We start from the raw sequence: 23,782 nt of genomic DNA, 5'->3' as shown, positions 1-23,782 counted from the left end.
ATCAATCGCTCCCCGAATGGTCAGTATGATTAAAGCCCAGGCGTTTGATGAGCCATTGTGAAATAGCGGCCGGAAGTACAGCCAGCCACCAGGTACCAAAATTGAGTGGGAACGGAAAGCTGATACGAGCCCGGTTCGCATCAATGCCCCGCTTAATCACGTTGGCAGCCCGCTCTGGTGGCCATTCAAAAGGCTTGGGGCCTGGCATGGCATTGCACATAGGCGAGGTTACATAGCCCGGCATTACGACCGTTACCCCCACACCATGAGGCGCCAGTAGCCCCCGTAACCCCTCCCCATAAGCCTTAATCCCTGCTTTGCTGGCGCTGTACGTGGGCGTGGTAGGCAGACCGTGCCAAGCGGCGAGCGAGCTAATCAACACTAGCTGCCCGCTACCTCGTTTTTGCATGGCGGGTACCAAATACTGGGCCATGGCGATGGGGGTTTTCAGATTGATATCCAGAAGCGCTTGAACATCATCCCAAGGCTCTAATGCCCCGTTTGTTTGGGGATGGGTGTTCTTGCCAGCGGTGGCGATCACAATATCAGGCAGGTGTTCTTTACGCAGTGTATGAAGCCACTGCTTGAGTGCTTCTTCATCGACCAGGTTAACCGAGCTGGTTGTCACCTGAGCGCCTAGCGCCCGGCAAGTATCCGCCAGGTTGGATAGTACGTCTTGCTGCCTGCCGTGGAGCACCAGGTGAGTGCGTGGAGCGGCATAGGCGCGTGCCAAGGCACCACCTATGGCACCGGTTGCTCCCGTAATCAGCACGCAGCGCTCAGATGTGGTGAGGTCTGGGGCGGCACTCAAAGTAGTTTCTCCAACGGCGATGGGCAGGCTTCCAGTATGTGCGCTGCATTGTTAACGGCAAGGTCAATGCTTGGCTGGCAGTAAAAACCGCCGTTCACTTGGACGCTATGCATCACCGTATTACGAAAATAGGTGAAAAGCGCTTGGCTTGGTGGAGGCGGCCGATTCCAAAACTCGTCGAGGCTACCTTCATAGGTAAGCCCGGCAAGATTGTAAATTGGGTCGCTTAGCGCAAACGTAGGGCACTGGTTTTCCAAAGAAACAAAGCCGACAGTACTGTTAACCGTCACAGTGCCCACTGCATGTTTAATCAGCAACTCCAGGTTACCGGACTCCAAGTAGACGATACGCCCCTGCAAACCGTAAAACTGGGCAAGCTGTTCAATAACTCTGGCGTAATTGACCAGCCCCATATCCAGCGGGTGATTCTTGATACAGAGAAGGGCATCGCTTGGTGCATGCTCGGCAAACGATCCCATCACATGATCCATCACTTCCTGCATATTGGCATAAGGTGAGTGATCACGGATTTGGGCATCGGTATTGAGCTGAAGCGGCAACATAAAGTAGGGCTTGGCGCTTTCAATCAACGTTTTTATGCGTTGGGCATCCTGCTTTTTCCACAGCTTTAATAGCGCAAAGCGTTTGATATAGCCCGCGTATTCAACCGGCGCAGTAATCGGTGCATGGTTTCGGTAGTGCGGTGCCACCAAGGGGTTGGCTAACCCAGCCAAGTGATAACTGACATCGTGCATGGCGCGGATCTTGAATGATGATCTAAAACGCACCGGTGGGGGTAATTGGGGTAGCGCCTTACCCGTTTCATAAAACCAGGTGGGGTCGCGGGGTAAGAGCGAGTGACCATTTACCCCGTCGCGCTCAAGCGTTACCCAAAATGGGCGAAAGTAGCCCTCTTCAAACACGTGGGTACGCACCCCTGCCGCCAGGGCATTTTCTATCGCAGGCCGATGGATAGGGCGGCGGTCGCCGAACATGACCTGGTCGGTAATCGCATGGCGCTGCCAGAGCGATGCTATGTAGTCAGGCAGTTCACTTAGTGATTCACGAAACAGGTAGCTTTCACTGTGGGTACGTTGCCAGTAAGCAATATCGCCAGCGTTGAAGTTAACCTTTACGACGCGGTGCCCGTCCTCTGTCAATCGACGTGCTAAACGTTGATAAAAGGGCGAGCAGACCCCTTGTAAGAATAAGAATGCGCGCTTTGACTTCAACTCAGTGTCTTCCAATCAATAAATTACGGTAAAGCCGGTAGAGGCGCTGCTTCCATGTCAGCGTCGGTTGCTGTGTGCGTGCTTGCTCTAAAAGGCTAATGGCGGTTTCCGCATTGCAAAGCTGACGGCTCAAGGGAGCTACGTAGCATGGATACAGAATTAGCGTGCCCGCCACCAATGCTTCCAGCGTTAAGGTGCGAGAGCGGCGCGGGCAGCGCATAGCATCCTGTGTTAATCCCCAGCCTGCGTAAAACGGCATGCCGTAAGTATGTACTTTGCGGTGACGTAATAGCGCCTCAAAGCCTGTCAGCGAACTCATGGTGTGAACCGCATCGACGCGCTCAAGTAGTGTGGTGATTTCCACATGGCTGGCATCCAGATCATACAGGTGTTTAGTATCGGGTTCGAGTGCTCCGATGCGAGCACCGCTGACCACGTCTGGATGTGCCTTATAAATAATAAACGCATGGGGGTGAGTACGGCGCACCTCACGTAAAAGCGCGCTGTTGGTACGAATATGCGGCGAGCCAGTGGCAATGGACGCATCACTCTCAACTTGGCCAGGTACGAGTATTATCAGTCGATTATTGGGCAGCTCAAGAGTATCGTGCCCGCGCACGTTATATTTGGAGAGCTTTAATGCCACTAAACGCTCTCGTAGTTGGCCGGCACGCTCTAGTAGATCATCACTAAAATCGGCATGCTCAAGCAGCGACTCCAGGTCACTGGGGCGGCTCGGATCGTAATAAATCCCTTGAGCATCAATGACCAGTGAAAGCGGTTGAGTAAGATCAACCCCCAGGCCTACAGAGCGGATAAAACCATCTTCAATCCGCCACACATGAGGCATCAGCACGGCGTGCTGCTGCTCGAAGGTTTGATCAATACGGCTAGACCACACTAAAAGCTTTTGCGAAGGTGGCGCCTCAGGCAGCGTTTTCTGGTACCTGAGCTGTGCGGCACCGCCTAAAAAGTCATGAATAAAGCGTCGCTTCCAAGAGGAGAAGCCACAGGCTACCCACTTGCCGCGTAGCCGTTCCTGCTGGCGCTTTTGGTCGGCAATCAGCGCAATGGTCTCTTCTAGCGTGGCAGGTTTTAGCGTATACGGATTGGCATAACGCGTATAACGCAGATAAGCCGCCGCGAATACTTCATAGAGCGTGCGTTTTGTATGTCGTCGCGAGCAGGCTAGTCGGTCTTTGGTGAGCCCCCAGCCTGCATAAAAGGGTAGGCCAAAGCAGTGAACGCGCTTGCCAGCCAGCAACGCTTCAAAACCGAGCTGGCTGGTCACGACATACACGGTTTCAACCTGATCAAATAATGCCCAAGGGTTAATGTCTTTACTGATCACGCGGCAGCGGGGGTGGTTTTGCGCGCTGAGCAGGTGGCCCTGTTTTTTGCCTGCGATAACATCCGGGTGAATCTTGACCAGAATCTCAGCATTGGGATGGTCGGTAAGCGCTGCGGCCAGCATCTGCTCGAAACTATCCGCATTCGCTCCCCCAAACTCAATAGAGGCATCGCCTGCGGTTTGATCAACAACTAGCACTCTCTCTTGGGGCGAGCCGCTTGAAGCAGGATCTGGCGCGTGGTTGTACTTTGATAGACGATAGCGAGCAAGCTGCTTAACACACCGCTCTGCCTGGTTGATTTCGTCGGTAGTAAAAGTAGCGTTGTTAAGCCAGTTTTCTAAGTCGGAAGGTCGTGAAGCATCGTAATAAATACCGGTGTGATCAACGACCAGGCTATGCCCTTGATAGCCCTCTACTCCCAGCCCAAGCGAGCGCAAAAAGCCGTCTTCCAAGGCAATATAGGGCAGCTGGTGGCGCTTGGCATACCGCCTTGCCTGAAAGCTTGATGGCTTTAATCCCCAGCCAATAACGACATCAGGTTTTTTTTTCAGTGGTCGTAAGTAAGAAAAGTGGCTAAATTCAGGCAGCAAGGCAGGAAGTGCGCTAATTTTTCCGATACCTGATGAGGTAAAACCTGCCGTTTTATTTGCCATGGGTATTGTCATTCGTAACGGAACAAAAAGTTAGGCGAGCGAACATACGTGAAACAAGCCCGCTTATCAATTAGTCACAGCAAGTGCTTACGGGATTACAGAAATTTGTGTTTATAGTCACGAAGCTGAATGATCGTTTAAATTTAATTTAATGCGGCGCGAGAAAATCTGCTGTTTTGATAGGGTGGTGTAATAGAAACAAGGTGTTAGGGCCGTACAGTATACTCCAGACGTATGCTCAAGTTTGGCTTGCCAATTGGGTAATTGGACGTTATTTACCTATAGTGGCGTGGGAAGTACGGCGTAGCGACCACGTTGCCCGCCAAGGGGGCGATGAATTTGGCGTGTTACTGCCAAGCTGTACACTGGGGCAAGCGCAAACCCATTGCGGAGGCACTGTGCCAGGCCGTCAGTGAGGTGTCGGTTGTCCTCTCAGGCAAAGGGCGCAACAGCGTGGAGGTTAACGCAGCGACTGACCAGACCCTTCAGGAACTCTTTGATTACGTTATTAGGTCACGACGCTACGCTGCCCGGCGTCTGCCTTTCTTGATATGCATTCGATAAACTACCCGCCACCGCAAACTGAAAGGGCACGCTGAATTGGCTGAGGCAACACTGTGAACCTACTTGAATTGTTTACTCAAACGCTTGATATCACCTTACCCGTGTTTGCCATGGTTTTTCTGGGGATTGGCCTAAAGCGTCTGGGATGGATTGATCGCACCTTTGTCACCACCGCGTCTGCGTTGGTATTTAAAGCCACGCTGCCCACCTTGATCTTTTTAAGTTTGATTAAAGCCGATATTAGTGTTGCGCTGGATATTTCGTTAATGGTGTTTTTTGCCATCGCCACACTTGGGCAGTTTGTGTTGAGTTGGCTATGGGCACACTTTCGCATTCCCTATGCCGAACGCGGGATTTATGTTCAAGGAGCCTTTCGCGGTAACTGTGGTGTCGTTGGGCTGGCGCTGGCAGCGGGCATGTACGGCAACTATGGGCTCTCAACCGGCAGCCTGCTGGTCGGTGTGGTCATTATTATGTATAACGCGCTATCAGTGGTGGTACTGACCGCTTATCAGACGGAGCAAGCTGCTAACTGGCGCAGCATTCTCAAACATATTGCGACGAACCCACTGATTATTTCAGTGATCGTGGCCTTGCCGTTTACCGCTTTTTCCATTTCGCTCCCCAGCTGGGTGATGACCTCTGGGGATTATTTTGCGTCGCTCACGCTACCGTTGGCGTTGATCTGTATTGGCGCTACGCTCTCGATGTCCAGCATTCGAGATAAAAGCGACATTGCGGTGAGCTCCAGCATTATGAAGATGGCCATCTTGCCTGTGCTCTCTACCGTAGCTGCCTGGTTGTTAGGCTTTGAAGGCGAGCAGTTGGGCTTGCTGTTCCTCTTTTTTGCCAGCCCCACCGCCGCTGCCAGCTTTGTCATGGTAAAAGCCATGGGCGGCAACGCAGGCCTGGCCGCCAACATCATTGCGATCACCACGTTAATGGCCAGTATTTCGGTAACACTGGGCGTTTTTGCGCTGCGTCTGTTGGGATGGGTGTAAGAAGGACAGAGGCGGGTTGGAGTGTTATCTGTAACACGTTATACTGTGCGCCCCTTCTGCAAGCAAAGTCCCTGTAGCTCAGTAGGATAGAGCAGCCGCCTCCTAAGCGGCAGGTCGCAGGTTCGACTCCTGCCAGGGACGCCAAACCCTACCCCAAGCAACGCTCAAGAAACCCCAAAAACCGATGATCATTAGCGTAGGCAATATGCATACGCATGGACGATGCATCCGGCCCATTGGGGCGTAGTGAAAAGATGCTGCCTGGCGCAATGAAAATACCTTCGTCCGAGGCTTTTTTGGCTAGCTGCATTGCGTCAATGTTGTTCGGCAGGCGCGCCCATAAGTAGTAACCCTCTCCAGGCCCTTCTATATTCTCAAGCCCCACCTCTTTCAATGCGGTAATGGTACTGGCGCTGGCTTTGGTAATGCGTTCGCGAAGCTGTACCAAGTGGCGGCGGTAACGCCCGTGGGTAATCATGTCGTGAATCAAGCGTTCGCTGAAGGTGGAGCTGTTAACGACGGTGACCATTTTGATATCGGTAAGCGCATTAACCAGCGCAGGGTTTGCCGCTAAATAGCCCGAGCGAATGCCAGTGGAAAGGGTCTTGGAAAACGTGCCTACGTAAATCACGCGACTCAGGTCATCCAGTGCCGCCAGGTGGGCGCTTCCTCGGTGGAGCAGGTCGGCAAAGGCGTCGTCTTCTACCAGTATCAGGTTGTAGCGCTCCGCGAGAGTCAGTAGCCGGTACAGCTGGTTGAGTGAAAGGGTAGAGCCCGTCGGGTTATGGGCATTGGGCTGTAGAAAGAAAACATTGGGACGATATTGAATAATTTTTCGCTCAAGGTCATCAAGGTCCAACCCTTCGTGGCTGCGCGAAACGCCAATCAGCTTCGCCTTGGCCAGGCGCAGCTTGCCGAACAACGGGTAATAGCCGGGTGTTTCCACCAGAACTCGGTCGCCCGGGGCGATCAGGTGGCGAATAATAAGATCGAAAGCGTGATTAGCGCCGAAGGTCAGCAGTACTTGTTCATGGGAGGCGTGAATGGAGCGTCCGGCCAATACCCTGGCAATCGTTTCACGTAGTGGGAGGTACCCTTGAGGAGCGCCATACTCGATATCATCATTGCCGATGGATGTTAATCGCTTGGCCTGACGTGCAAGCGCCGCGCCGCCCATCCAGCTGGCGGGCGCTCGGCCGTCGCCTACCCGCACCTGAAAGTTGCCTACCAACTGCTCTCTCAGAAGCGAGACGCTATCAACGGCTTCATTTAGCTCGTGGGTCTTTTCCAGCGCTTCAAGCGCGGGTGGCTGCGTAACAAAAAAGCCGGCTCCTTGCCGGGCGCGCAATCTGCCCAGTGCAATCAGCTGATCATAGGCATCAACAATCGTGTTTTTCGAAACCCCATGCTGGCGGGCGGCTTCGCGTATAGAGGCGAGCCTGGCACCCGGTGCCAGGCGGCCTTCTTCGATAGCCTTGAGGATGGTGTCAGCCACGTGCCTGGATTTCGACATGGTAGGTGTCTCCCGAAAGCGGGCTAAACCCAACCCGGTGAAATCAGTGTACCTCTCTTTTGATAGGTACAGTACCTCGTACAATCTCGCTAACTGTACCTGTCAGTAATCAGCAAGTTTACCCATCATGAGCGGCATTAAAAAAGAAACATCCATAATAAATTCAAGGAGACACGCTATGGCTGATCGAAAGAACCGGTTTCTCAATGTGTGGGATGATACGGTGAGTGGGAGAGACCTCCTGCTGTCACTGTGTATTTCTACGCCGTTAACACTAGGCGGCTATCTGCTTGCCCCGGCGCAGCCTCCGCTTCCACTTATTCTGGGGCTAAGCGGCGCTATTCTGGGGTTCTTCATCAATGCGCTGCTGTTTCGCCCTAAGCGGCAGCTGCAAACCGGTGAGGAGAAGTCGTAATGGATCCCGTCTTATTACTTCAAATGCTGGCGGCTGCGATCATTGCCGTCATCGTTTATACCGCTATCGGCGTTGCGCCGGGTACTGATGAAACCGCCGTACTGGCCCCGGTAACCTTGGCGCTGGTGGTCACAGGTATACCGCTTCCCGTGGTGCTGGCTTTCTTTATGGCGGCAATCGTTGCCAAGAAGCTGACCGACTCCATCCCCGTTTCGGTAGCCGGTATACCGGGCGGGGTGATGTCGGCCCCTATGGTCGAACACGCCCTGATTCTAAAGCGGGAAGGGCATGCCACCCTGGCGATTCGTAAAATGGCGTCCGGTTCGGTCATCGGTACGCTCGTCGCGATACCCATCAGCCTGTTCCTCGCCTTTCTGTTAACGCCGCTAGCCGATGTGCTTGGCCAGTACGCTAGCCAGATTTTCTTTGGTGGTGCCGTATTTCTGGCGCTGATGAGCAAGGAGAAAGTCATCAGTCTGATCAGTATTGTGCTGTTGGCGGCTCTGATTCAGGGGTTACGGCACCTGTATTGGGGGATGGGCGTCATTCCAGAAGGGCAGACGGTATTCATTTCGTTCTTTTTGGGCATCACCATTGGCCCGATGATGTTTAATCTGGCGCAGCTTACGGTCAACAGTGAGCGCCATAAAATGGCGGAGTCTGAGCCCAAGCAGATCCATATCTACGGTGACGATGACAAAGGGCAGCTACCCAATCCGTTCCGTATCCTGACGCGCCAGGAAACCGCCTCGGCGGCGGCAAGCTCGGTGCTGGGCTCGGTTACGTTCTTCATGAGCCCAGTGGGCATCACGATCTTTCTGGGCGAAGTAATGTCGAGTTGGGTGAAGGGCACGGTCAATAAGGCCAGCCGAGCGCTCTCTTCAATGGATGCGGTCACCAATGCTTCTTACATTGCGGGCATCTTGATTCCCCTAGCGGCGCTGGGCATTCCGATGAGTCCCATGGCGATTGGTCCGGGCAATGCCTTCTTCAACGCACCGCCGGTGCTGACGCTTGAGCAGAACGCTCACCACTTGATGAGTTTTTCTGAAATTACCATCGCCAGCATTTTGGGCGCCGGTGTCGCTTTGCTGATTACCTACCCGATTGCGGTTCGGTACGCGCGGCGTATCTGCATCTTTGTCTTCAAGCACATTCCCCACGAAGCGTTTCTGGCGATGTTCTTCTCGCTGGTCATGCTGCTCGCCTATATGGATGCTGGCGTAATGGGTATTTTGGGCGTGATGGTGCTGGCACTGATGGCGGGCCTGCTCAACCGGTGGGGCGTCAACTACGGTGTGCAGTTCATGACGCTATATGCCGCGCCCTGGATTTTAGGGCTGCTTGCTTAATACGCGTGGTCCATGCCTGAAGCATATGCAGCGTCTTGGTAAACCGCCTGCTTCAGGCACATTTACTTATTCAACCTCAATTGATCAGAGGCATTATCAATGGCACACAGCACATCACGCATTCCCGGTTTTTATCAGCTTCCCCCCAGCGAGCGGCTTGATAAAGTCATTGAAATAGCCGGGCTTGGCAGCGAGGTTCGCACACATTTTTCCGATACGGGCAATATTTCGTCAGCCACTGCCGATGCCATGATCGAGAACGTCATCGGTACGCTGAACCTGCCCATCGGGGTTGCTACCAATCTGGTCATTGATGGCGAGGAACAGCTGGTGCCCATGGCGACCGAGGAGTCCTCCGTGGTCGCCGCCGTCTGTAATGCGGCTAGGCAGTGTCGCGCCTCGGGCGGGTTTTATACCGATACGTCAGAACCCATCATGATTGCGCAGGTGCAACTGCTGGATGTGCCCAATCCTGAGTTTGCGCGCCTCCGGCTGCTTTCCGAGTTTGAGCAGGTAAAAAGCATTTGCGATGCAACCGACCCGGTGTTGCTGCAGCACGGGGGCGGTTTTCGCGAGCTGGAAGTGCGCGTGCTCGACAACATGCTGATCGTGCATCTGCTGGTGGATGTGCGTGACGCCATGGGCGCTAATGCCGTCAATTCGATGGCGGAAGCCGTCGCGCCTTCTCTGGCACAGTGGAGCGGTGGCCGCAGTTGCCTGCGTATTCTTTCCAACCTTGCAGATCGGCGCATTGCGCGTGCGCGTGCTACCTGGAAGCTCGAAGATCTTGGCGGGGAGTCGGTACGTGACAGCATGCTTAATGCGTATCGCTTTGCGGACCAGGACCCTTACCGGGCAGCCACCCACAATAAAGGCATCATGAACGGGGTGAGTGCTGTCGTGCTGGCAACCGGTAACGATACTCGTGCGGTGGAAGCGGGCGCGCATGCCTACGCCGCGCGTACCGGGCGCTACCGTTCTTTGACACATTGGGAGGCTGATAGCGAAGGGAACCTGACCGGTACGCTGGAAATGCCCATGCCGGTAGGCTTGGTGGGCGGTGCTACTCGCTCGCACCCCAGTGCTCGGCATTGCCTGGATATTCTGGGTGTAAAAACAGCGGATCGACTGGGGCGTATTATCGTCGCAGTAGGGTTGGCGCAAAATTTTGCCGCCATGAAGGCGCTGGCAACCACAGGTATTCAGAAAGGCCATATGGCGCTGCACGCCAAGAATATCGCAGTGATGGCCGGGGCCGAAAATGAGGAAGTTGACCGGATCGCGGCGCTGCTTGTGGATGGCGGTAAGGTGCGTGTGGATATCGCCCAACAGCTTCTTGAACAGTTGCGTAACGGATAAGGAGAAGACATGACCCTGCCATCCTCTGTGCGTCTGGTCGAGGTCGGCCCGCGCGACGGTTTGCAAAATGAACAGGCGCGCGTGCCGACTCATCTGAAACTTGCGTTTATCAAGCGCTTGGTGGAAGCGGGCTGTGCCAATATCGAAGCGACGAGCTTCGTGTCGCCTCGCTGGGTGCCGCAAATGGCTGATCACCGGGAAGTAATGCAGGGTGTTGAGCGGCGCCCCGGCGTGGTCTATTCAGCCTTGACGCCTAACCTGAAAGGCCTGGAAGCGGCGATTGAGTGTGGGGCTGAAGAGGTCGCCGTATTTGGCGCGGCAAGCGAAGCCTTCTCGCACAAGAACATAAACTGCTCTATCGCCGAGTCGCTCGAACGCTTTGAGCCGGTGGTCGACCGTGCGCGTCAGGCCGGGCTGCGCGTACGGGGGTATGTTTCCTGCGTGCTTGGCTGCCCTTATGAGGGAGAGATCGAGCCTTTACAGGTGGCGCGGGTGGCCAAGGCGCTATACCAGATGGGCTGCTATGAGGTATCGCTGGGCGACACGGTTGGCACCGGTACGCCATCCAAAGCCAAGCGTATGCTGGGGGCTGTTGCCGCCCAAGTCCCGGTGGATAATCTGGCCGCCCACTTTCATGATACTTACGGCCAGGCGCTTGCTAATCTCTATGCGGTGCTGGAAGAGGGCGTAAGCGTTATTGATAGTTCTGTCGCCGGTTTGGGTGGTTGCCCCTATGCCAAAGGGGCTTCTGGCAATGTGGCCAGCGAAGATGTGGTGTATATGCTTGAAGGTTTGGGTATTGCGTCAGGCATCAATTTAAACGCGCTAGCAAGAACGGGGGATTGGATTACGCAAGCGATCAATGCCCCTAACCGGTCACGCGCGGGCAGCGCCTTGATGGCAGCGGGGATGTAACGGCTTGGCTGTTCTCCCTTGGCCCAGGAAAGCCAGAATATTGACTATAGTGAACCAGGCGCAGGCGTTCTTGGACGCCGACGCCAATGAACGCTGTTCAACACATTGACGCAAAGGGAGGCGCGAATGGCTCGTTATGGCCTGTTGGTTTTGATAGCAATTGCACTGGCTGGGTGTTCAGCGCAAGGTACGGCGGATGGTGCACAAGAAGCACACCGCTATGCCGTTGAATACTGCGAACGTGAGGGTGGGGAAGTGCGCAGTCGTGAATCTGGCGGTACTCAACGTGACTACTGCCATTTAGTTGAAGGCCGTGTCGTTGAAGTGAATATGCTGTATCGAACCGAAGGGTTGAGAAACGACTGATACACAGGGTGGGCGTTCTCTGTGCTGGCCCATTTTGGCATTAGGGTTAATGCGGCTCCCCTGAATAGGTGCACTCAGGTATGCTCGTCACCTACTTATTACCTCGTCGCTTTTTCAAGGACACTGCCCATGTTGTCGCCTAACCGTATCGCCAGTGCATCGTTGGCGGGTTTACTTGCTCTACTTCCTGCCACGTTATTAGCTCAGGAGGCGCATATTGGTAGCGTGCGCACCGAGTTTAGAATGCTGGGGCCAAACAATACCATTGAAGTCGAGCGGTTCGATGACCCGAAAGTGCAGGGTATCTCCTGTTATATTTCCTACTCCCAAATTGGTGGAATTTCAGGCGCGATTGGGCTTGCTGAAGAAGCCAGCGAAGCAAGCGTGGCCTGTCGGAAAACGGGCGAGATTGTCTTTAACCCCGATGAGATAGCTCCGCAAGAGGTGGTGTTCACCCAGCGCCGCTCGGTGCTCTTTAAGAATATGCGCGTAGTGCGCATGCATGATACTGAAACACAAACCTTTGTGTATCTGACCTATAGCACCAAGCTGGTGGATGGCTCGCCAAAAAATGCGGTTACCGCTGTGCATTACGGCGATCTAACGCCGGGCATACGCTGATAAAAAGTAGCCCTGTTAATAGCCATGAACTAATAGTCATGAAGATCGCACTTTTATAAACCGCTATCCTGTTTGGAACGGGGAAGGCGCTGGGCATTGCCTAATTCTGTGCCCAATATGTGACGTAAAAGGCTTATGTTAGCCTGGTTACCCTATACCGATATCGACAAACAGATGCTTTACTCTTCCCCGTGAGAAGCGATTTATTGACGCAGCTCATGCCATGGCCTGCTGAAACCTGATATTTTAAAGGTGCATTTAAAATGAATCTTTAAGCTATAGGGAAGAGGCCGCCATGCTCACACCGGCACAAGAACAGATCATTGCTGCTACAGCCCCCGTTGTGGCTGAGCATCTCGATACGATTACCCAGCGCTTTTATCCGTTAATGTTTGAGCGCTATCCTGAGGTGAAGTCACTTTTCAACCAAACGCATCAGCAAAATGGCGGGCAGCCACGAGCGCTGGCAGGTTCCATTCTGGCGTATGTGCAGGTTCGCCAAAATCCTGAAACGGCGCGCCACATTATGGAAACTGTGGTTAACAAGCATATCTCGCTGGATATTCAGCCGCATCAGTACCCGATTGTTGGGGAATGCCTGATGGAGGCTATCGGTGAGGTTCTGGGCGATGCGGTGACGCCTGAAGTTGCGGATGCCTGGGGGGCGTTGTACCAAGAGCTTGCCGCTTTGTTGATCGAGCTTGAAGAGCAGCGCTATCAGGAGTTCGAGCAGCGCCTTGGCGGCTGGCGCAGCACGCGGCGCTTTCGTATTGAAAAAATACAGCAGGAGAGTAGCGTTATTCGCTCGTTCATCCTGGTGCCTGAAGATGGCGGCCCGGTCGCAAACTATACGCCCGGCCAGTATATCGGCGTGAAGCTTATGATTGATGGCGAGCCGGTACACCGCCATTACAGCTTGTCAGGTATGCCGGATGGGCGTTCTTACCGCCTGTCTATCAAGCGTGAACCTCACGGGCTTGCCAGCCGCTATTTTCACGACCATCTAAACGTAGGCGATACGATTGAGTTGCTGCCGCCAGCGGGTGAGATGACACTCGTGCCGGGCGATGAGCCTCTTTTGTTGGTCAGCGGCGGCATCGGTCAAACGCCCTTACTGCCGATTGCTCAAGAGGCGTTGCAGCAAGGCCGTAAGGTTGCTTATCTGCATGCCGCGATAGATGCTGAGCACCGTGCCTTTGCGACCACGCTACAGGAATTGGCGCACGCTTATCCCCAGCAGTTAAGCGTCGTCACCGTATTTGAGCAGGACGACAGCGGTGACTACCAGGGGCGTATCAGTGATGAGCTTTTGGCGAAACATATCGTATCCGGCGAGCGGTGTTACTTTGTCGGGCCTCATGGCTTTATGAGTGCGGTGGATGAAAGCCTGACTCGCTTGGGCGTGCCCGAGACACATCGCCACTTCGAACACTTCGGCCCGGCGAAGGCGTTAGACATCGCTTAGTCGAATAGTATCGAACCGAACCGCCTCCTTCGCCGTGGGTGAATGCGAAAGAGGCGGCCTTGGGTTTAGAACATCGTTAATCAGCTATGCCAAAGCGGTTCTGGAAAAAGGGATCATGAAAAAGGAGTTATGAAAAAAAGTTATGAAGGAGTGGCATTGACGGGGGAAGGTGTGTGCTCTTCATTGGGCCATGCGGTAACGACAACTTCATAAATGCGCCAGTCGTAATTATTAAGGTGTTGAGAGGCTTCTTTCAGATGCTGTGCCAAATCATCATTACTATGCGGGGTGACAAAGGCCTCGCCGCTGAAGATTGGGCCTTCTTCACGTAAGCGTACCGAGGCGGCGGCTACCCAAGGCATGGCGCAAAGCTCGGCTTCAAGTGCTTCTTCCATGTGCTCCGGCTTTTCGCGAGACGTAAAGTGAGGGCGGCGATCAAGCAGGTCGCCTATGGCTTCCTTTAAATTGGTAATGCCATCCTTGGTAACATCCAGGGCAATAATGGCCGCAGCAACTGCGTCTGCCCACCAAAAACCGGCCCCTACGCCCAGCACGCCTACAATGGCAGCCATCCCGGTCATCCAGTCAGCTTTGCTCATTTTACCATCCGCAAAGACGGTTTTCTCATGCACTTTGGCGGCGGCTTTGGTCTGTAAACGCCCGATAATAACCGGCGGAATGACACTGTAGATAAGCACGCCAACCATCACCCAGCCCATCCATATCGTCTCACCAAACAGCGTGATGGCGCCGATACTGGGATGCTCCTGGTGGGCAAGCTTTAGCAACGAGTCTCCTAGTAAAAACAGGCCCATCGCGCTTAGTGCAGTGGCGGTGCATAAAAAGGCAATGATAGTGGCGCGTTGATACCCATAAGGATAGGTCTTATTAGGCGGGCGATTGCGAAACCGGACGGCCAGCAAGAAAGCGATAGGCGGAATGAGCGAAAGCATGTCTTCCAGCCATGCGACTTTCATTGCCTGGCTGTTACCCAATACCGTACCCAGTATCGCTACAATGGAAAGACGAAACGCTAAATTCCACCACTCAAGGCGGATCAGATAGTCGAGATCTTGCTGCTTCTCCGGAGGCAGGTGATAAAGCTTGCGTATTTTCATTGTTCAGCCTCCAGGTGTTGAAGGCGTTGTTCAATACCGGGGTAGCTATTTAAATGGCGCTGTACGGCCAGCATCCAGGCATTTTCTCCTTTGGGTAGCGCCATAACATGCTGGTCGGTCGCGATTTCCCAATCTCCAACCTGATAGTTATGCGCATGAAGCCACCAGGAGGGGTTGGCAACCGCTTGGTTTAGTGCATCAAGGTCGGGGGTGGGGTGGGGAATCGCGCCCTCTTTTTTAAGCGCATGGGCGATATGGTTAACGACAGGAATGGCTACCTCCACACCTTCAAGATGGCTGGGTAAGGAAGTGTTTCTGGGTACCCCGACTGAATAGCGGCTCTCATAGTAGGCCTTGGTGGGGGTGGCGAGGGCACTCACATTTGAATCCTGAGTAAGTCCACCGGCCACCAGGTCAAGCTGGTATTGGGAGAGCGCCGCTAACAGGTTTCCTTCGCTATCCCAGTGCCAGTTAACGGTGGCATCCATATTTTCCGCAAGCGCGCGAATGATGTCGACTTCCAGCCCTGCCGGACCTTGGTCAGTATGTATGACCCAAGGCGGGTTCTCGGAAAGGCCAACGTTCAGCTCCCCGCCCTGCATCTCCGTCATGGGGCGTTCAATATTGACCGGATAACGGCAACCTGCCAAAGCGAAAACTGCACAAATGAGCAGCATGTTGGTCCGAAAGACGCATGATATAAAGCTGTCCTTGCTTTGCATCGTATAACCGCTCGTTAATCAGGCTTACAAAAAAAGTGAGCATAGGATCGCTCAAGCCTTGCTCACTTTATACATTAGGCGTAATCAGCTATTTTCCAAATTAATGGCTGGGTTGAGCAGCGCTGCCTTTTTATGCCACCATTGATGCACATAGGCTGGCACACAGATGACATGCCTGGGCGCACTCTTGGCAATGTTCTGCGTCATGTTGGTCGCATTCATCACCGCACTTTTGACAGATATCCGCACACAGCTGGCAGACATCCTGAGCATATTCGCTATTCTGGGCCATAAAGGAGACGGCCAACCGGCAAATTTGTGCACACTGAATATCTAACCGAATACATTCAGCCATGTGTTCAATGTTGGATTCTTGAAGGCAGGAGGCCGCGCAGTTATCGCAATAGATCGCACATATATTGCAGGCTTCGATACACTCTTTAAACTTCGGTATGCTCACGTTAGTACCTCCTTTATGAATATGCGTCTTTACACTAAATTAGGTTGAAGAATAGCCGGAAAAAGCATTTGCGCTTAATAAGTAGTTGATGATGCTAGCCATTATTTGATAATAGGATCTAAGCGGGTGTTTTGCGTAGGATAAGAAGATCTTTAATATTTTTTAAACCCTGTGGCACAGGTTGCTCTTTTCCTTTTAACGTTTCTGGCTTGGTTTATGCAGCATGAAAGAAGATAGGCAATAGCGTAATAGAACGGATTTTTATGTATGGATCGTTAACGTTGTTGTGTCAGTAACCTGGTTTTTTAAACGCAATTGCAAGCGCTGAGCATACGCAATTGCGTTATAGGTAATCAGAGGTTTCATAAGTAATTCAACGTGGTCGTTTGACCAGGCACGCTGAGGTTAAATCCTCAATATTGGTGTGACCCAACAAGCCTAACGTTCTGTCTACTTCTCCTCTCAGCAGGCTCAGCGCATGTGCCGCGCCCGCTTGGCCACCCGCCGCTAGCCCGTAAAGCGTCGCTCTTCCAAGCCAAACGGCGTCTGCGCCTAACGCCAGTGCTTTTATAATATCGGTGCCGCGCCGAAACCCGCTATCCACAAACACATGGCAGCGTTCCCCTACGCAGGCTTTTACGTCGGCCAAGGTATCCATGGGCGAGAGCGAGTGATTGAGCTGCCTTCCACCGTGGTTGGAAAGCACGATACCGTCAACGCCAAGTTTTACGGCCTGTTCGGCTTCTTCCGGCGCCAGGATCCCTTTGAGAATTATCTTGCCCGGCCACGTCTCACGTAACCAGGCAATGTCTTCCCAGTTAAGCGACGGGTCCAACTGCGCGCCGATAATTTGCGATGCGCCTTGTGCGCCACGCTTTTCCGGTGGCAGAAGCTCATCCAGGTTTTTAAAGGTGGGCAGACCGGGCAGCAACACATCCAGCATCCAGCGAGGCTTGGTCATCATGTGTGCCAGGTTGGCGAAGGTGGGTTTCATGGGCCGCCGGAAATTGCGCACGTCCCACTCACGGTTGCCGTAAATGGCGCTATCCGTAGTGATCACAATGGTTTCAAAACGGGCGTCCCGGCAGCGCTTGATAAGCGATTTTACGAAGGCTCGGTCACGATAGAAGTAGAGCTGCATCCATGCCGTCAATCCTTCAATGGCCTGAATATCCTCCATGGCAGTGGTAGAGACATTGCTCAGTACAAACGGGATATTCGCATCGCGGGCGGCATAGGCAAGTTTTCGGTCGCCATCACGCGTCAGCATGCCGTTAAATCCTGTTGGACCAATCGCTACTGGCATTTGGTAAGAACGGTCAAACAGTGTTGTGCTTAAATCCCGCGTACCCACCTTTGTCATTGTTCTGGGTTCAAACAGATATTGATCGAACACAGTGCGATTATGATGCAGCGTATGTTCATCATCGCTTCCGCCATGAACATATTCAAACACGAAGTTCGGCAGTCTTTTTCTTGCGATGCGCTCAAGATCATTGATATTTATTGATTTTTTATAATTTGAACCCGTGTAAAGCTGGCGTTTCATGGTGCGTTACCTTCAACCAAAGTATAGGGTGTTTAGGCTTTTGTTTATCTCGCCATACTACCATACTAGTCGTATCAGATAAGGGCGTCATGCCCCTTCACCCAGGCGGCGGCAGATGAGTGATACAAACACCACGCTACAAGCGCTATGGCAGGAGACGTCGGAGACCGAATCGGTTCGTCAGCGTCTTTACCAGGTACTGCGCCAGTCGATTATTCAAATGGTGTTGGAACCTGGCCGAGCGCTGTCTGAAAAAGAAGTGGCGGACGCTTTTTCGGTCAGCCGTCAGCCGGTGCGCGAGGCTTTTATCCGTCTTTCTGAAGCAGGACTGATCGAAGTCCGGCCACAGCGTGGCACTTATGTGGTCAAAATATCTCAGCGTGCAGTGCTTGAAGCGCGCTTTGTACGTGAGGCGGTTGAGGTGGCCGTAGTGCGTCAGGCAACGGTCAAAGGGCTTCCCGACGAAGTGCTCACCGAGTTACACGACTTGCTGGAGCGCCAGCGCCGCTGTATTGAGCCGCACGACACCATTCGTTTCTACCGTCTTGATGAGCGTTTTCACAAAACGCTGTCACTGGGCGTTGGACAACAGGCCGCCTGGAAGGTTATCGAAGAGGTGAGGGCACAACTGGATCGTGTGCGCTACTTAAGCGTTCCTGACACCACACCGATTGCCCGTTTGATTGAACAGCACGCCGATATTATGGCGGCTATTGAAGCCCGCGACGTAGCGCATGCCGAGCAATCCATTCGGCGCCATTTGCGTGAAATTTTTGTTTCACTTCCCGATCTAGTACAGCGGTTTCCCGAGATGTTCGATACTCAGGAAACGGTATCCCTCATTGAGGAGGCAACCCCATGAAAATCGAACACGCCTATACCATCGTCACCTCGCCGGGGCGCAATTTCGTTACCTTAAAAATCGTTACCGACCAGGGTACCTACGGTATCGGAGATGCCACGCTAAACGGTCGGGAAATGGCCGTGGTCGCCTATTTGGATGAGCACGTAATTCCCGCCTTGATTGGCCGTGATCCTCAGCGCATCGAAGACATTTGGCATTACTTGTATCGTGGTGCTTATTGGCGCCGTGGCCCGGTAACCATGAGCGCGATTGCCGCTGTCGACATGGCCCTTTGGGATATCAAAGCGAAACTCGCGGGTATGCCGCTTTACCAACTGTTGGGCGGCAAGAGCCGCGACCGTGTGATGGTGTATGGCCACGCCACAGGGCGCGATATCGATTCGTGCCTTGAAGAAGTCGCCCGCCATGTAGATGAAGGTTATAAAGCCGTGCGCGTGCAGGCTGGTGTGCCGGGTATCGCGAGTATTTATGGTGTTGCTAAAAAAGAGGGCGAGCCCTACGAGCCTGCGGATGCCGATTTACCCGCCGAGCACGTCTGGAGTACCAGCAAATATTTGAATCACGTGCCTAAACTGTTTGCCGCTGTACGTGAGCGCTTTGGTGATGATCTGCATATTTTGCACGATGTTCACCACCGCCTAACACCCATTGAAGCAGCCCGCTTGGGCAAGGACGTTGAGCCTTACCATCTTTTCTGGCTTGAGGACTGCGTACCGGCTGAAAACCAGGAAGCGTTTGGCCTTATACGTCAACACACCACCACACCGCTAGCGGTAGGTGAGGTATTCAATAGTATTCATGACGCCAAAGCGCTGATCGAAAACCAGTGGATTGACTATATTCGTGCCACGCTGACTCACGCTGGTGGCATCACTCACGTGCGCCGTATTGCTGATTTAGCGGGTCTTTACCACGTGCGTACCGGTTTCCACGGGCCGACCGATCTTTCTCCGGTGTGCCTGGGGTCAGCTATTCACTTTGATACTTGGGTGCCTAATTTTGGTATTCAGGAGTACATGCCGCATACCAGCGCGACTGACGAGGTGTTTCCTCACGATTATCGGTTTGAGGATGGCCACTTTATCGTTGGCGAAACGCCTGGGCATGGCGTGGATATCGACGAAGAGCTTGCCAAGCAATACCCCTATAAGCGTGCCAGCCTGCCGGTTAACCGGTTGGAAGATGGCACTCTTTGGCATTGGTGACCTAAAGAACGGATAAGGAGTTTTGCATCCATGAAAGCATTTCAGGTCAAGGCGCCCCATGACTACCAGGTCGCCGATGTTGAAGTACCCACCGCCGCTGCAGGCGAAGTACGGGTACGCGTAGCGTTTGCCGGTATCTGCGGTTCGGATATGCATATTATCCACGGCGACAACGCCTTTGTGCGCTTTCCGCGTATCACGGGCCACGAATTTGCGGGCGTTATTGACGCGGTAGGCGAAGGCGTAGCGGATGTAGCCGTGGGTGATCGCGTCTGCGTTGACCCAGTGATTAGTTGCGGCACCTGCTACCCGTGCCGCATTGGCCGCCCCAACGTGTGCGGCGCCCTTGAGGTAATTGGCGTACACCGTAACGGCGGTTTTGAAGAGTTCGTGGCGGTGCCCGCAGCAAATGTTCACAAGCTGCCGGATCATATCAGCCTGGACGCAGCTGCCCTGGTAGAGCCCTACACCATTGCCGCCAACGTGCTGGACCGCATGCAGCCGCACCCCGGTGATCGGCTTCTGATATTGGGCGCAGGCGTGATCGGCATGACGATTCTGCAGATGGCCCGGGCATTGGGCATTGAAGAGATCATCGTTACCGACGTTATCAATGAACGCTTGGAGGCTGCTAAAGCGCTTGGCGCCACGCACGTTCTCAACAGCCGTGAGCAGGACGTCGAGAAAGAGGTACTGGCCCTAACCCAAGGTGAAGGCGTACCACTGATTGCCGACGCCGCATGTGTGCCGGCGCTGCTTCCTCAGATGTTGCGGCTGGCATCGCCCGCGGGCCGTATTGGCCTGCTCGGGTTCAGCGTTCAGCCAAGTGATCTGGTGCAGCTTGAAGTGATCAAAAAAGAGCTGACACTGGTCGGTTCACGGCTTAATAATCGTAAGTTTCCGGAGGTGCTGGCGCTAATGGCAAGTGGCAAGCTGGACCCGTTGGCGCTGGTTAGCCATCGGTTACCGCTGAGCGATATGCCTGGTGCTATCGATATGCTTGATCACCGTCCTGAAGAAGCCCGTAAAGTACTGATTCAAGTCAATGCTTAACGACCACACCCACTCATATCAATCATTCACATTAACCACGCGCACTAACAATCAACAATGCAAAGTGCAGGAGCGATAAAAATGATCAAGAAGCTATTAACCAGTGCGGTACTTGGAACGGTTCTTTTCAGTGCGCAATCTGCGCTTGCCGCCGACTACACGCTACGCTTTGGCCATTTGGCCAACGAGCAGAACATCTGGCACCAGGCGGCTGAGAAGTTCAAGGAAGAAGTAGAAGCCAACTCTGACGGCCGTATTGAAGTTCGCCTTTACCCCAGCGAGCAGTTGGGTAATGAAATGGATGTGATCAACAGCATTCAGCTGGGCACGGCGGACATGACGATTACCGGCGAGAGCCTGCAAAACTGGGCGCCCAAGGCGGCCATGATGGCCGTACCCTATGCCTTCCGCGACTCCGAGCATCTGCACGCAGCCGTTAACGGTGAGATCGGCACCGAGATTGAAGAGCAGATCACAGAGCGTACCAATCTGGTGCCCTTGACCTGGTTTGAGCGTGGCCCTCGCGAGCTGACCGCCGACCGTCCGATCCGCACGCCAGAAGAGTTGGACGACCTACGCCTGCGCGTGCCTAACGTGCCGCTTTTCGTAGATACCTGGCAGGCGATGGGTGCACGCCCAACGCCCATGGCGTTCAGTGAAGTGTTCACCGCACTTCAGCAGAACACGCTGGAAGGTCAGGAAAACCCGCTTAGCCTGATCGAAAGTGCCAGCTTCAACGAGGTGCAGGACTACGTCAACATGACCGGTCATGTGCGCAGCTGGATCTACGTTGTGATTGGTCGTAACCAGTTGGAAAATATGCCTGAAGATCTTCAGCAGGTGGTACGTGATGCTGCTGAGACCATGCAGGCGTATGAGTCAGAGCTGTTTGTCGAAGACCAAATGCGTCTTGAACAGACGCTGCAGGAGCGCGGCATGGAGTTCGTTGAGGTGGATGTCGATGCCTTCGCTGAAGCGGCCCGTCCAGCGGTACTCGAAGCATTGACGCCTGAACAGCGTGAGATCTTCGACGCCATCCAAGGCCTGTAAGTCGGTAAGTAATGAGGATGGGCTGGCCGTGCGCCAGCCCATCGTCTATCTGCAAGAGTGGTTTATCCCATGAGGATACGTTTATGAGCTCGGATCAAAAAGCGCTTGAGCAAGAAGCGTTGGAGAGTTTGGATTCGATGTCGGTGGTACCCAGGCTGCAAGGTCCTATTGGACGTTTGATTGGCTGGGTGGATACCTGTTTTCTAACCCTGGCTGTGCTTGCACTGGTCGCTATTGCGGGCACGGTGTTGTTGCAGGTGAGTTCTCGGCTATTTCTGCCGTTCTCCATTGCCTGGACAGAAGAGCTCTCGCGCTATCTGTTTATTTACATGGTGGCGCTCTCGGTCGGTGTGGTGATGCGCCAGCATCGCAATATCAGTGTCGAGCTGTTCCATCATATGCTTGGCCCTCGCGTGAAAGCCGCGTTTCAGGCGCTGATCTGCTTGATGATTGGTGTATTTGCTTTTCTGGTGCTGCCCTATGCCTGGCAGTATGCACAGAACGGTACTTGGCAGACCTCGCCAACGCTGCGAATCCCCATGCTGTATATCTTTTTCTCAACGGTAGTCACCTTTGCGCTACTCCTGGCTTATAGCGTGCTGGGGTGTCTTGAGGGAATTATCGCAATGTGTCGTCCCTCTGCCACCCGTGAACAGGAGTCGTAAGCATGGAAGTTATTATTCTGTTTAGTGTTTTTCTGATACTTCTCGTGGTGGGCATGCCCATCGCGTTTGCTCTGGGTATCGCCTCTGTATCGTATCTATTGCTGGAGGGCATTTCGCTCACCATCGTACCCCAGCGTATGTACGCGGGCATCGACACCTTCGTTCTACTGTGTATTCCAGGCTTTGTGCTGGCCGGTAACCTGATGAACGTGGGCAATATCACCGAACATATCGTGCGTTTCTCCAACGCGCTGCTTGGCCATATTCGCGGCGGGCTAGGCCTTGCCAACGTGGGCGGCTCAATGATTTTTGGCGGTATTTCGGGCACCGCTGTGGCGGACTCCGCGAGTATCGGCTCGGTCATGATTCCGGGCATGGCGCGCTCGGGCTATGACAAACCATTTGCCGCCGCCGTTACTGCCGCCTCGTCTACCGTCGGGCCGATCATTCCGCCCAGCGTGCCGATGATCATTGCCGGTTCGTTAAGCGGTATTTCTGTGGGGCGGATGTTCCTGGCAGGTGCGGTGCCCGGTCTTTTAATGGGCTTGGCCATGATGTTGACGGTGTACATTCTGGCCGTTCGTCGAGGCTACCCCAAAGAGAAGCGCGTGCCGGTCCTGCAGCTTCTGCGCGAAGCCAAGACGGCGTTTTGGGCGCTATTGATGACCGTGATTATTCTCTACGGCATCATCGGCGGCTTCTTTACGCCCACCGAAGCCTCGATTGTGGCCAGTCTTTATGCCTTGGTGGTAGGCATGTATGTCTACAAAGGGCTTACCTGGCGCAAACTGCCGGGTATTCTGGTCGATACCGTTTTGACCTCGTCAGCGCTTTTGTTGATGGTGGGCCTGGCCAACCTGTTCGGTTGGATTCTGACCAGTGAGCAGATCCCTCAGATGATCGCTGCGCTGATCCTCTCCATCAGTGAAAATCCGCTGATCGTACTGCTGATTCTGAACCTGATTCTGCTGTTTGTCGGCGCCTTCATGGAAACCATCGCCGCGCTGATCATTCTATTCCCGGCCCTCGTAGGCGTGGCCACCGGTGTGGGTGTGGACCCAGTGCACTTTGCCGTCATTGCCGTGCTCAACCTGATGATAGGCCTGACCACGCCACCGGTCGGGGTGTGTCTGTTTGTCGTCGCTGGCATCGGTAAGCTGCCCATGCTCTCAGTGGCGCGTGCGATTGTCCCTTTCCTGCTATGCAACCTGGCAGTACTGATGTTGGTGACCTACGTACCGGCTATTTCACTCTGGCTGCCTAATCTGCTGATGGGGAGTAACTAGCTTTAACTGTTTAATGTGTTAAAGCGACAACCCGTCTCATGTTGTGTACAAGCCTGCCGGGCGCTTTTCAGCACCCGGCAGGCTTTTTTATGTTGAACACCACCATCATTGCATCGGCGCTACGCTGCTGTGGCGTGTGAGAGAAGGGGATGATTTTCTGATGAGCTGTGATTTTAATTATTGCTCATAG

22 protein-coding genes, 1 tRNA gene and 1 pseudogene are annotated in these 23,782 nt (G+C 53.8%); 16 read left to right on the top strand and 8 right to left on the bottom strand.

Annotated features, from left to right (window positions below):
* Position 1: 1 nt before the first annotated feature.
* The 3 genes from CZ787_RS12515 to CZ787_RS12505 are packed head-to-tail and all read right to left on the bottom strand — an operon-like array spanning position 2 to position 4,048.
* Positions 2 to 811: an SDR family NAD(P)-dependent oxidoreductase gene (locus CZ787_RS12515; RefSeq protein WP_087109663.1), complete on the bottom strand. Its 810-nt coding sequence runs from the start codon at positions 809 to 811 to the stop codon at positions 2 to 4.
* Positions 808 to 2,043: a capsule biosynthesis protein gene (locus CZ787_RS12510; protein WP_087109661.1), complete on the bottom strand. Its 1,236-nt coding sequence runs from the start codon at positions 2,041 to 2,043 to the stop codon at positions 808 to 810. Before CZ787_RS12510 ends, CZ787_RS12515 begins: the two co-directional genes overlap by 4 nt.
* Before the next feature lies 1 nt (position 2,044).
* Positions 2,045 to 4,048, bottom strand: coding sequence for a capsular polysaccharide biosynthesis protein (locus CZ787_RS12505; protein WP_087109659.1), 2,004 nt, complete (start codon positions 4,046 to 4,048; stop codon positions 2,045 to 2,047).
* Positions 4,049 to 4,326: 278 nt separating this feature from the next.
* Here CZ787_RS12505 and CZ787_RS19270 point away from each other — a divergent pair.
* The 3 genes and pseudogenes from CZ787_RS19270 to CZ787_RS12495 form a co-directional block, all read left to right on the top strand.
* Positions 4,327 to 4,489 (top strand): annotated as a pseudogene (locus CZ787_RS19270) (diguanylate cyclase domain-containing protein); the annotation flags it as partial.
* Between the two features lie 176 nt (positions 4,490 to 4,665).
* Positions 4,666 to 5,613: an AEC family transporter gene (locus tag CZ787_RS12500; RefSeq protein ID WP_087109657.1), complete on the top strand. Its 948-nt coding sequence runs from the start codon at positions 4,666 to 4,668 to the stop codon at positions 5,611 to 5,613.
* Between the two features lie 67 nt (positions 5,614 to 5,680).
* Positions 5,681 to 5,757 (top strand) — tRNA-Arg (locus tag CZ787_RS12495).
* A 4-nt stretch (positions 5,758 to 5,761) separates the two neighbouring features.
* On the opposite strand, the gene CZ787_RS12490 is transcribed toward CZ787_RS12495, so the two are convergent.
* The gene (locus CZ787_RS12490; RefSeq protein ID WP_087109655.1) at positions 5,762 to 7,126 is read right to left on the bottom strand and encodes a PLP-dependent aminotransferase family protein; all 1,365 of its coding nucleotides are present in this window, start codon (positions 7,124 to 7,126) and stop codon (positions 5,762 to 5,764) included.
* A 178-nt stretch (positions 7,127 to 7,304) separates the two neighbouring features.
* On the opposite strand from CZ787_RS12490, the gene CZ787_RS12485 reads away from it, so the two are divergent.
* The 7 genes from CZ787_RS12485 to hmpA all read left to right on the top strand — a co-directional run bounded on the left by CZ787_RS12485 (position 7,305) and on the right by hmpA (position 13,619).
* Positions 7,305 to 7,541, top strand: coding sequence for a hypothetical protein (locus CZ787_RS12485; RefSeq protein WP_087109653.1), 237 nt, complete (start codon positions 7,305 to 7,307; stop codon positions 7,539 to 7,541).
* On the top strand, positions 7,541 to 8,893 hold the full coding sequence (locus CZ787_RS12480; RefSeq protein WP_087109650.1) for a tripartite tricarboxylate transporter permease: 1,353 nt from the start codon (positions 7,541 to 7,543) through the stop codon (positions 8,891 to 8,893). Before CZ787_RS12485 ends, CZ787_RS12480 begins: the two co-directional genes overlap by 1 nt.
* Before the next feature lie 99 nt (positions 8,894 to 8,992).
* Positions 8,993 to 10,252, top strand: coding sequence for a hydroxymethylglutaryl-CoA reductase, degradative (locus CZ787_RS12475; RefSeq protein WP_087109648.1), 1,260 nt, complete (start codon positions 8,993 to 8,995; stop codon positions 10,250 to 10,252).
* 9 nt (positions 10,253 to 10,261) lie between these two features.
* Positions 10,262 to 11,167 carry a hydroxymethylglutaryl-CoA lyase gene (locus CZ787_RS12470; RefSeq protein WP_087109646.1) on the top strand — a complete coding sequence of 302 codons (906 nt, stop codon included), beginning with the start codon at positions 10,262 to 10,264 and terminating at the stop codon, positions 11,165 to 11,167.
* 126 nt (positions 11,168 to 11,293) lie between these two features.
* Positions 11,294 to 11,533 (top strand): DUF333 domain-containing protein, encoded by a 240-nt coding sequence (locus CZ787_RS12465; protein WP_087109644.1) that lies wholly within the window; start codon positions 11,294 to 11,296, stop codon positions 11,531 to 11,533.
* A 129-nt stretch (positions 11,534 to 11,662) separates the two neighbouring features.
* Positions 11,663 to 12,154, top strand: a complete 492-nt coding sequence (locus CZ787_RS12460; RefSeq protein WP_087109642.1) for a CreA family protein — start codon at positions 11,663 to 11,665, stop codon at positions 12,152 to 12,154.
* 295 nt (positions 12,155 to 12,449) lie between these two features.
* Complete coding sequence (hmpA, locus tag CZ787_RS12455) at positions 12,450 to 13,619, top strand: NO-inducible flavohemoprotein (protein ID WP_087109640.1); 1,170 nt, start codon at positions 12,450 to 12,452, stop codon at positions 13,617 to 13,619.
* Between the two features lie 140 nt (positions 13,620 to 13,759).
* On the opposite strand, the gene CZ787_RS12450 is transcribed toward hmpA, so the two are convergent.
* The 4 genes from CZ787_RS12450 to CZ787_RS12435 form a co-directional block, all read right to left on the bottom strand.
* Entirely contained in the window at positions 13,760 to 14,737 is a 978-nt protein-coding gene (locus tag CZ787_RS12450; RefSeq protein WP_087109638.1) for a cation diffusion facilitator family transporter, read from the bottom strand.
* A complete protein-coding gene (locus tag CZ787_RS12445; RefSeq protein WP_254908619.1) occupies positions 14,734 to 15,348 on the bottom strand; it encodes a transporter substrate-binding domain-containing protein in 615 nt (204 codons plus the stop codon). Before CZ787_RS12445 ends, CZ787_RS12450 begins: the two co-directional genes overlap by 4 nt.
* A gap of 241 nt (positions 15,349 to 15,589) precedes the next feature.
* Complete coding sequence (locus tag CZ787_RS19230) at positions 15,590 to 15,751, bottom strand: four-helix bundle copper-binding protein (RefSeq protein WP_328514786.1); 162 nt, start codon at positions 15,749 to 15,751, stop codon at positions 15,590 to 15,592.
* A 541-nt stretch (positions 15,752 to 16,292) separates the two neighbouring features.
* Complete coding sequence (locus tag CZ787_RS12435; protein WP_087109633.1) at positions 16,293 to 17,468, bottom strand: alpha-hydroxy acid oxidase; 1,176 nt, start codon at positions 17,466 to 17,468, stop codon at positions 16,293 to 16,295.
* 115 nt (positions 17,469 to 17,583) lie between these two features.
* On the opposite strand from CZ787_RS12435, the gene CZ787_RS12430 reads away from it, so the two are divergent.
* From CZ787_RS12430 to CZ787_RS12405, 6 genes are all read left to right on the top strand, one after another.
* A complete protein-coding gene (locus tag CZ787_RS12430; protein ID WP_087109631.1) occupies positions 17,584 to 18,330 on the top strand; it encodes a GntR family transcriptional regulator in 747 nt (248 codons plus the stop codon).
* A complete protein-coding gene (manD, locus tag CZ787_RS12425; protein ID WP_087109628.1) occupies positions 18,327 to 19,538 on the top strand; it encodes a D-mannonate dehydratase ManD in 1,212 nt (403 codons plus the stop codon). The genes CZ787_RS12430 and manD overlap by 4 nt, the downstream gene beginning before the upstream one ends.
* 30 nt (positions 19,539 to 19,568) lie before the next feature.
* Positions 19,569 to 20,591 (top strand): Zn-dependent oxidoreductase, encoded by a 1,023-nt coding sequence (locus CZ787_RS12420; RefSeq protein WP_087109626.1) that lies wholly within the window; start codon positions 19,569 to 19,571, stop codon positions 20,589 to 20,591.
* An 81-nt stretch (positions 20,592 to 20,672) separates the two neighbouring features.
* Positions 20,673 to 21,641: a TRAP transporter substrate-binding protein gene (locus tag CZ787_RS12415; protein ID WP_087109624.1), complete on the top strand. Its 969-nt coding sequence runs from the start codon at positions 20,673 to 20,675 to the stop codon at positions 21,639 to 21,641.
* Positions 21,642 to 21,724: 83 nt separating this feature from the next.
* Positions 21,725 to 22,306 carry a TRAP transporter small permease gene (locus CZ787_RS12410; RefSeq protein ID WP_087109622.1) on the top strand — a complete coding sequence of 194 codons (582 nt, stop codon included), beginning with the start codon at positions 21,725 to 21,727 and terminating at the stop codon, positions 22,304 to 22,306.
* A 2-nt stretch (positions 22,307 to 22,308) separates the two neighbouring features.
* Positions 22,309 to 23,592, top strand: coding sequence for a TRAP transporter large permease (locus CZ787_RS12405; RefSeq protein ID WP_087109620.1), 1,284 nt, complete (start codon positions 22,309 to 22,311; stop codon positions 23,590 to 23,592).
* Positions 23,593 to 23,782 lie beyond the last annotated feature (190 nt).

The organism is Halomonas citrativorans (genome assembly GCF_900163645.1).
GTDB lineage: Bacteria > Pseudomonadota > Gammaproteobacteria > Pseudomonadales > Halomonadaceae > Vreelandella > Vreelandella citrativorans.
This window is presented reverse-complemented; position numbering and strand designations above follow the sequence as displayed.

Bases quoted from the DNA above. Each gene is read 5' to 3' on its own strand.
- CZ787_RS12480 (WP_087109650.1), top strand. From the start codon at position 7,541: ATGGATCCCGTCTTATTACTTCAAATGCTGGCGGCTGCGATCATTGCC.
- CZ787_RS12465 (WP_087109644.1), top strand. From the start codon at position 11,294: ATGGCTCGTTATGGCCTGTTGGTTTTGATAGCAATTGCACTGGCTGGG.
- CZ787_RS12505 (WP_087109659.1), bottom strand. From the start codon at position 4,048: ATGGCAAATAAAACGGCAGGTTTTACCTCATCAGGTATCGGAAAAATT.
- hmpA (WP_087109640.1), top strand. From the start codon at position 12,450: ATGCTCACACCGGCACAAGAACAGATCATTGCTGCTACAGCCCCCGTT.
- CZ787_RS12485 (WP_087109653.1), top strand. From the start codon at position 7,305: ATGGCTGATCGAAAGAACCGGTTTCTCAATGTGTGGGATGATACGGTG.
- CZ787_RS12420 (WP_087109626.1), top strand. From the start codon at position 19,569: ATGAAAGCATTTCAGGTCAAGGCGCCCCATGACTACCAGGTCGCCGAT.
- CZ787_RS12435 (WP_087109633.1), bottom strand. From the start codon at position 17,468: ATGAAACGCCAGCTTTACACGGGTTCAAATTATAAAAAATCAATAAAT.
- CZ787_RS12410 (WP_087109622.1), top strand. From the start codon at position 21,725: ATGAGCTCGGATCAAAAAGCGCTTGAGCAAGAAGCGTTGGAGAGTTTG.
- CZ787_RS12475 (WP_087109648.1), top strand. From the start codon at position 8,993: ATGGCACACAGCACATCACGCATTCCCGGTTTTTATCAGCTTCCCCCC.
- CZ787_RS12450 (WP_087109638.1), bottom strand. From the start codon at position 14,737: ATGAAAATACGCAAGCTTTATCACCTGCCTCCGGAGAAGCAGCAAGAT.
- CZ787_RS12445 (WP_254908619.1), bottom strand. From the start codon at position 15,348: ATGACGGAGATGCAGGGCGGGGAGCTGAACGTTGGCCTTTCCGAGAAC.
- CZ787_RS12430 (WP_087109631.1), top strand. From the start codon at position 17,584: ATGAGTGATACAAACACCACGCTACAAGCGCTATGGCAGGAGACGTCG.
- CZ787_RS12490 (WP_087109655.1), bottom strand. From the start codon at position 7,126: ATGTCGAAATCCAGGCACGTGGCTGACACCATCCTCAAGGCTATCGAA.
- CZ787_RS12405 (WP_087109620.1), top strand. From the start codon at position 22,309: ATGGAAGTTATTATTCTGTTTAGTGTTTTTCTGATACTTCTCGTGGTG.
- CZ787_RS12470 (WP_087109646.1), top strand. From the start codon at position 10,262: ATGACCCTGCCATCCTCTGTGCGTCTGGTCGAGGTCGGCCCGCGCGAC.
- manD (WP_087109628.1), top strand. From the start codon at position 18,327: ATGAAAATCGAACACGCCTATACCATCGTCACCTCGCCGGGGCGCAAT.
- CZ787_RS19230 (WP_328514786.1), bottom strand. From the start codon at position 15,751: ATGGCCCAGAATAGCGAATATGCTCAGGATGTCTGCCAGCTGTGTGCG.
- CZ787_RS12415 (WP_087109624.1), top strand. From the start codon at position 20,673: ATGATCAAGAAGCTATTAACCAGTGCGGTACTTGGAACGGTTCTTTTC.
- CZ787_RS12460 (WP_087109642.1), top strand. From the start codon at position 11,663: ATGTTGTCGCCTAACCGTATCGCCAGTGCATCGTTGGCGGGTTTACTT.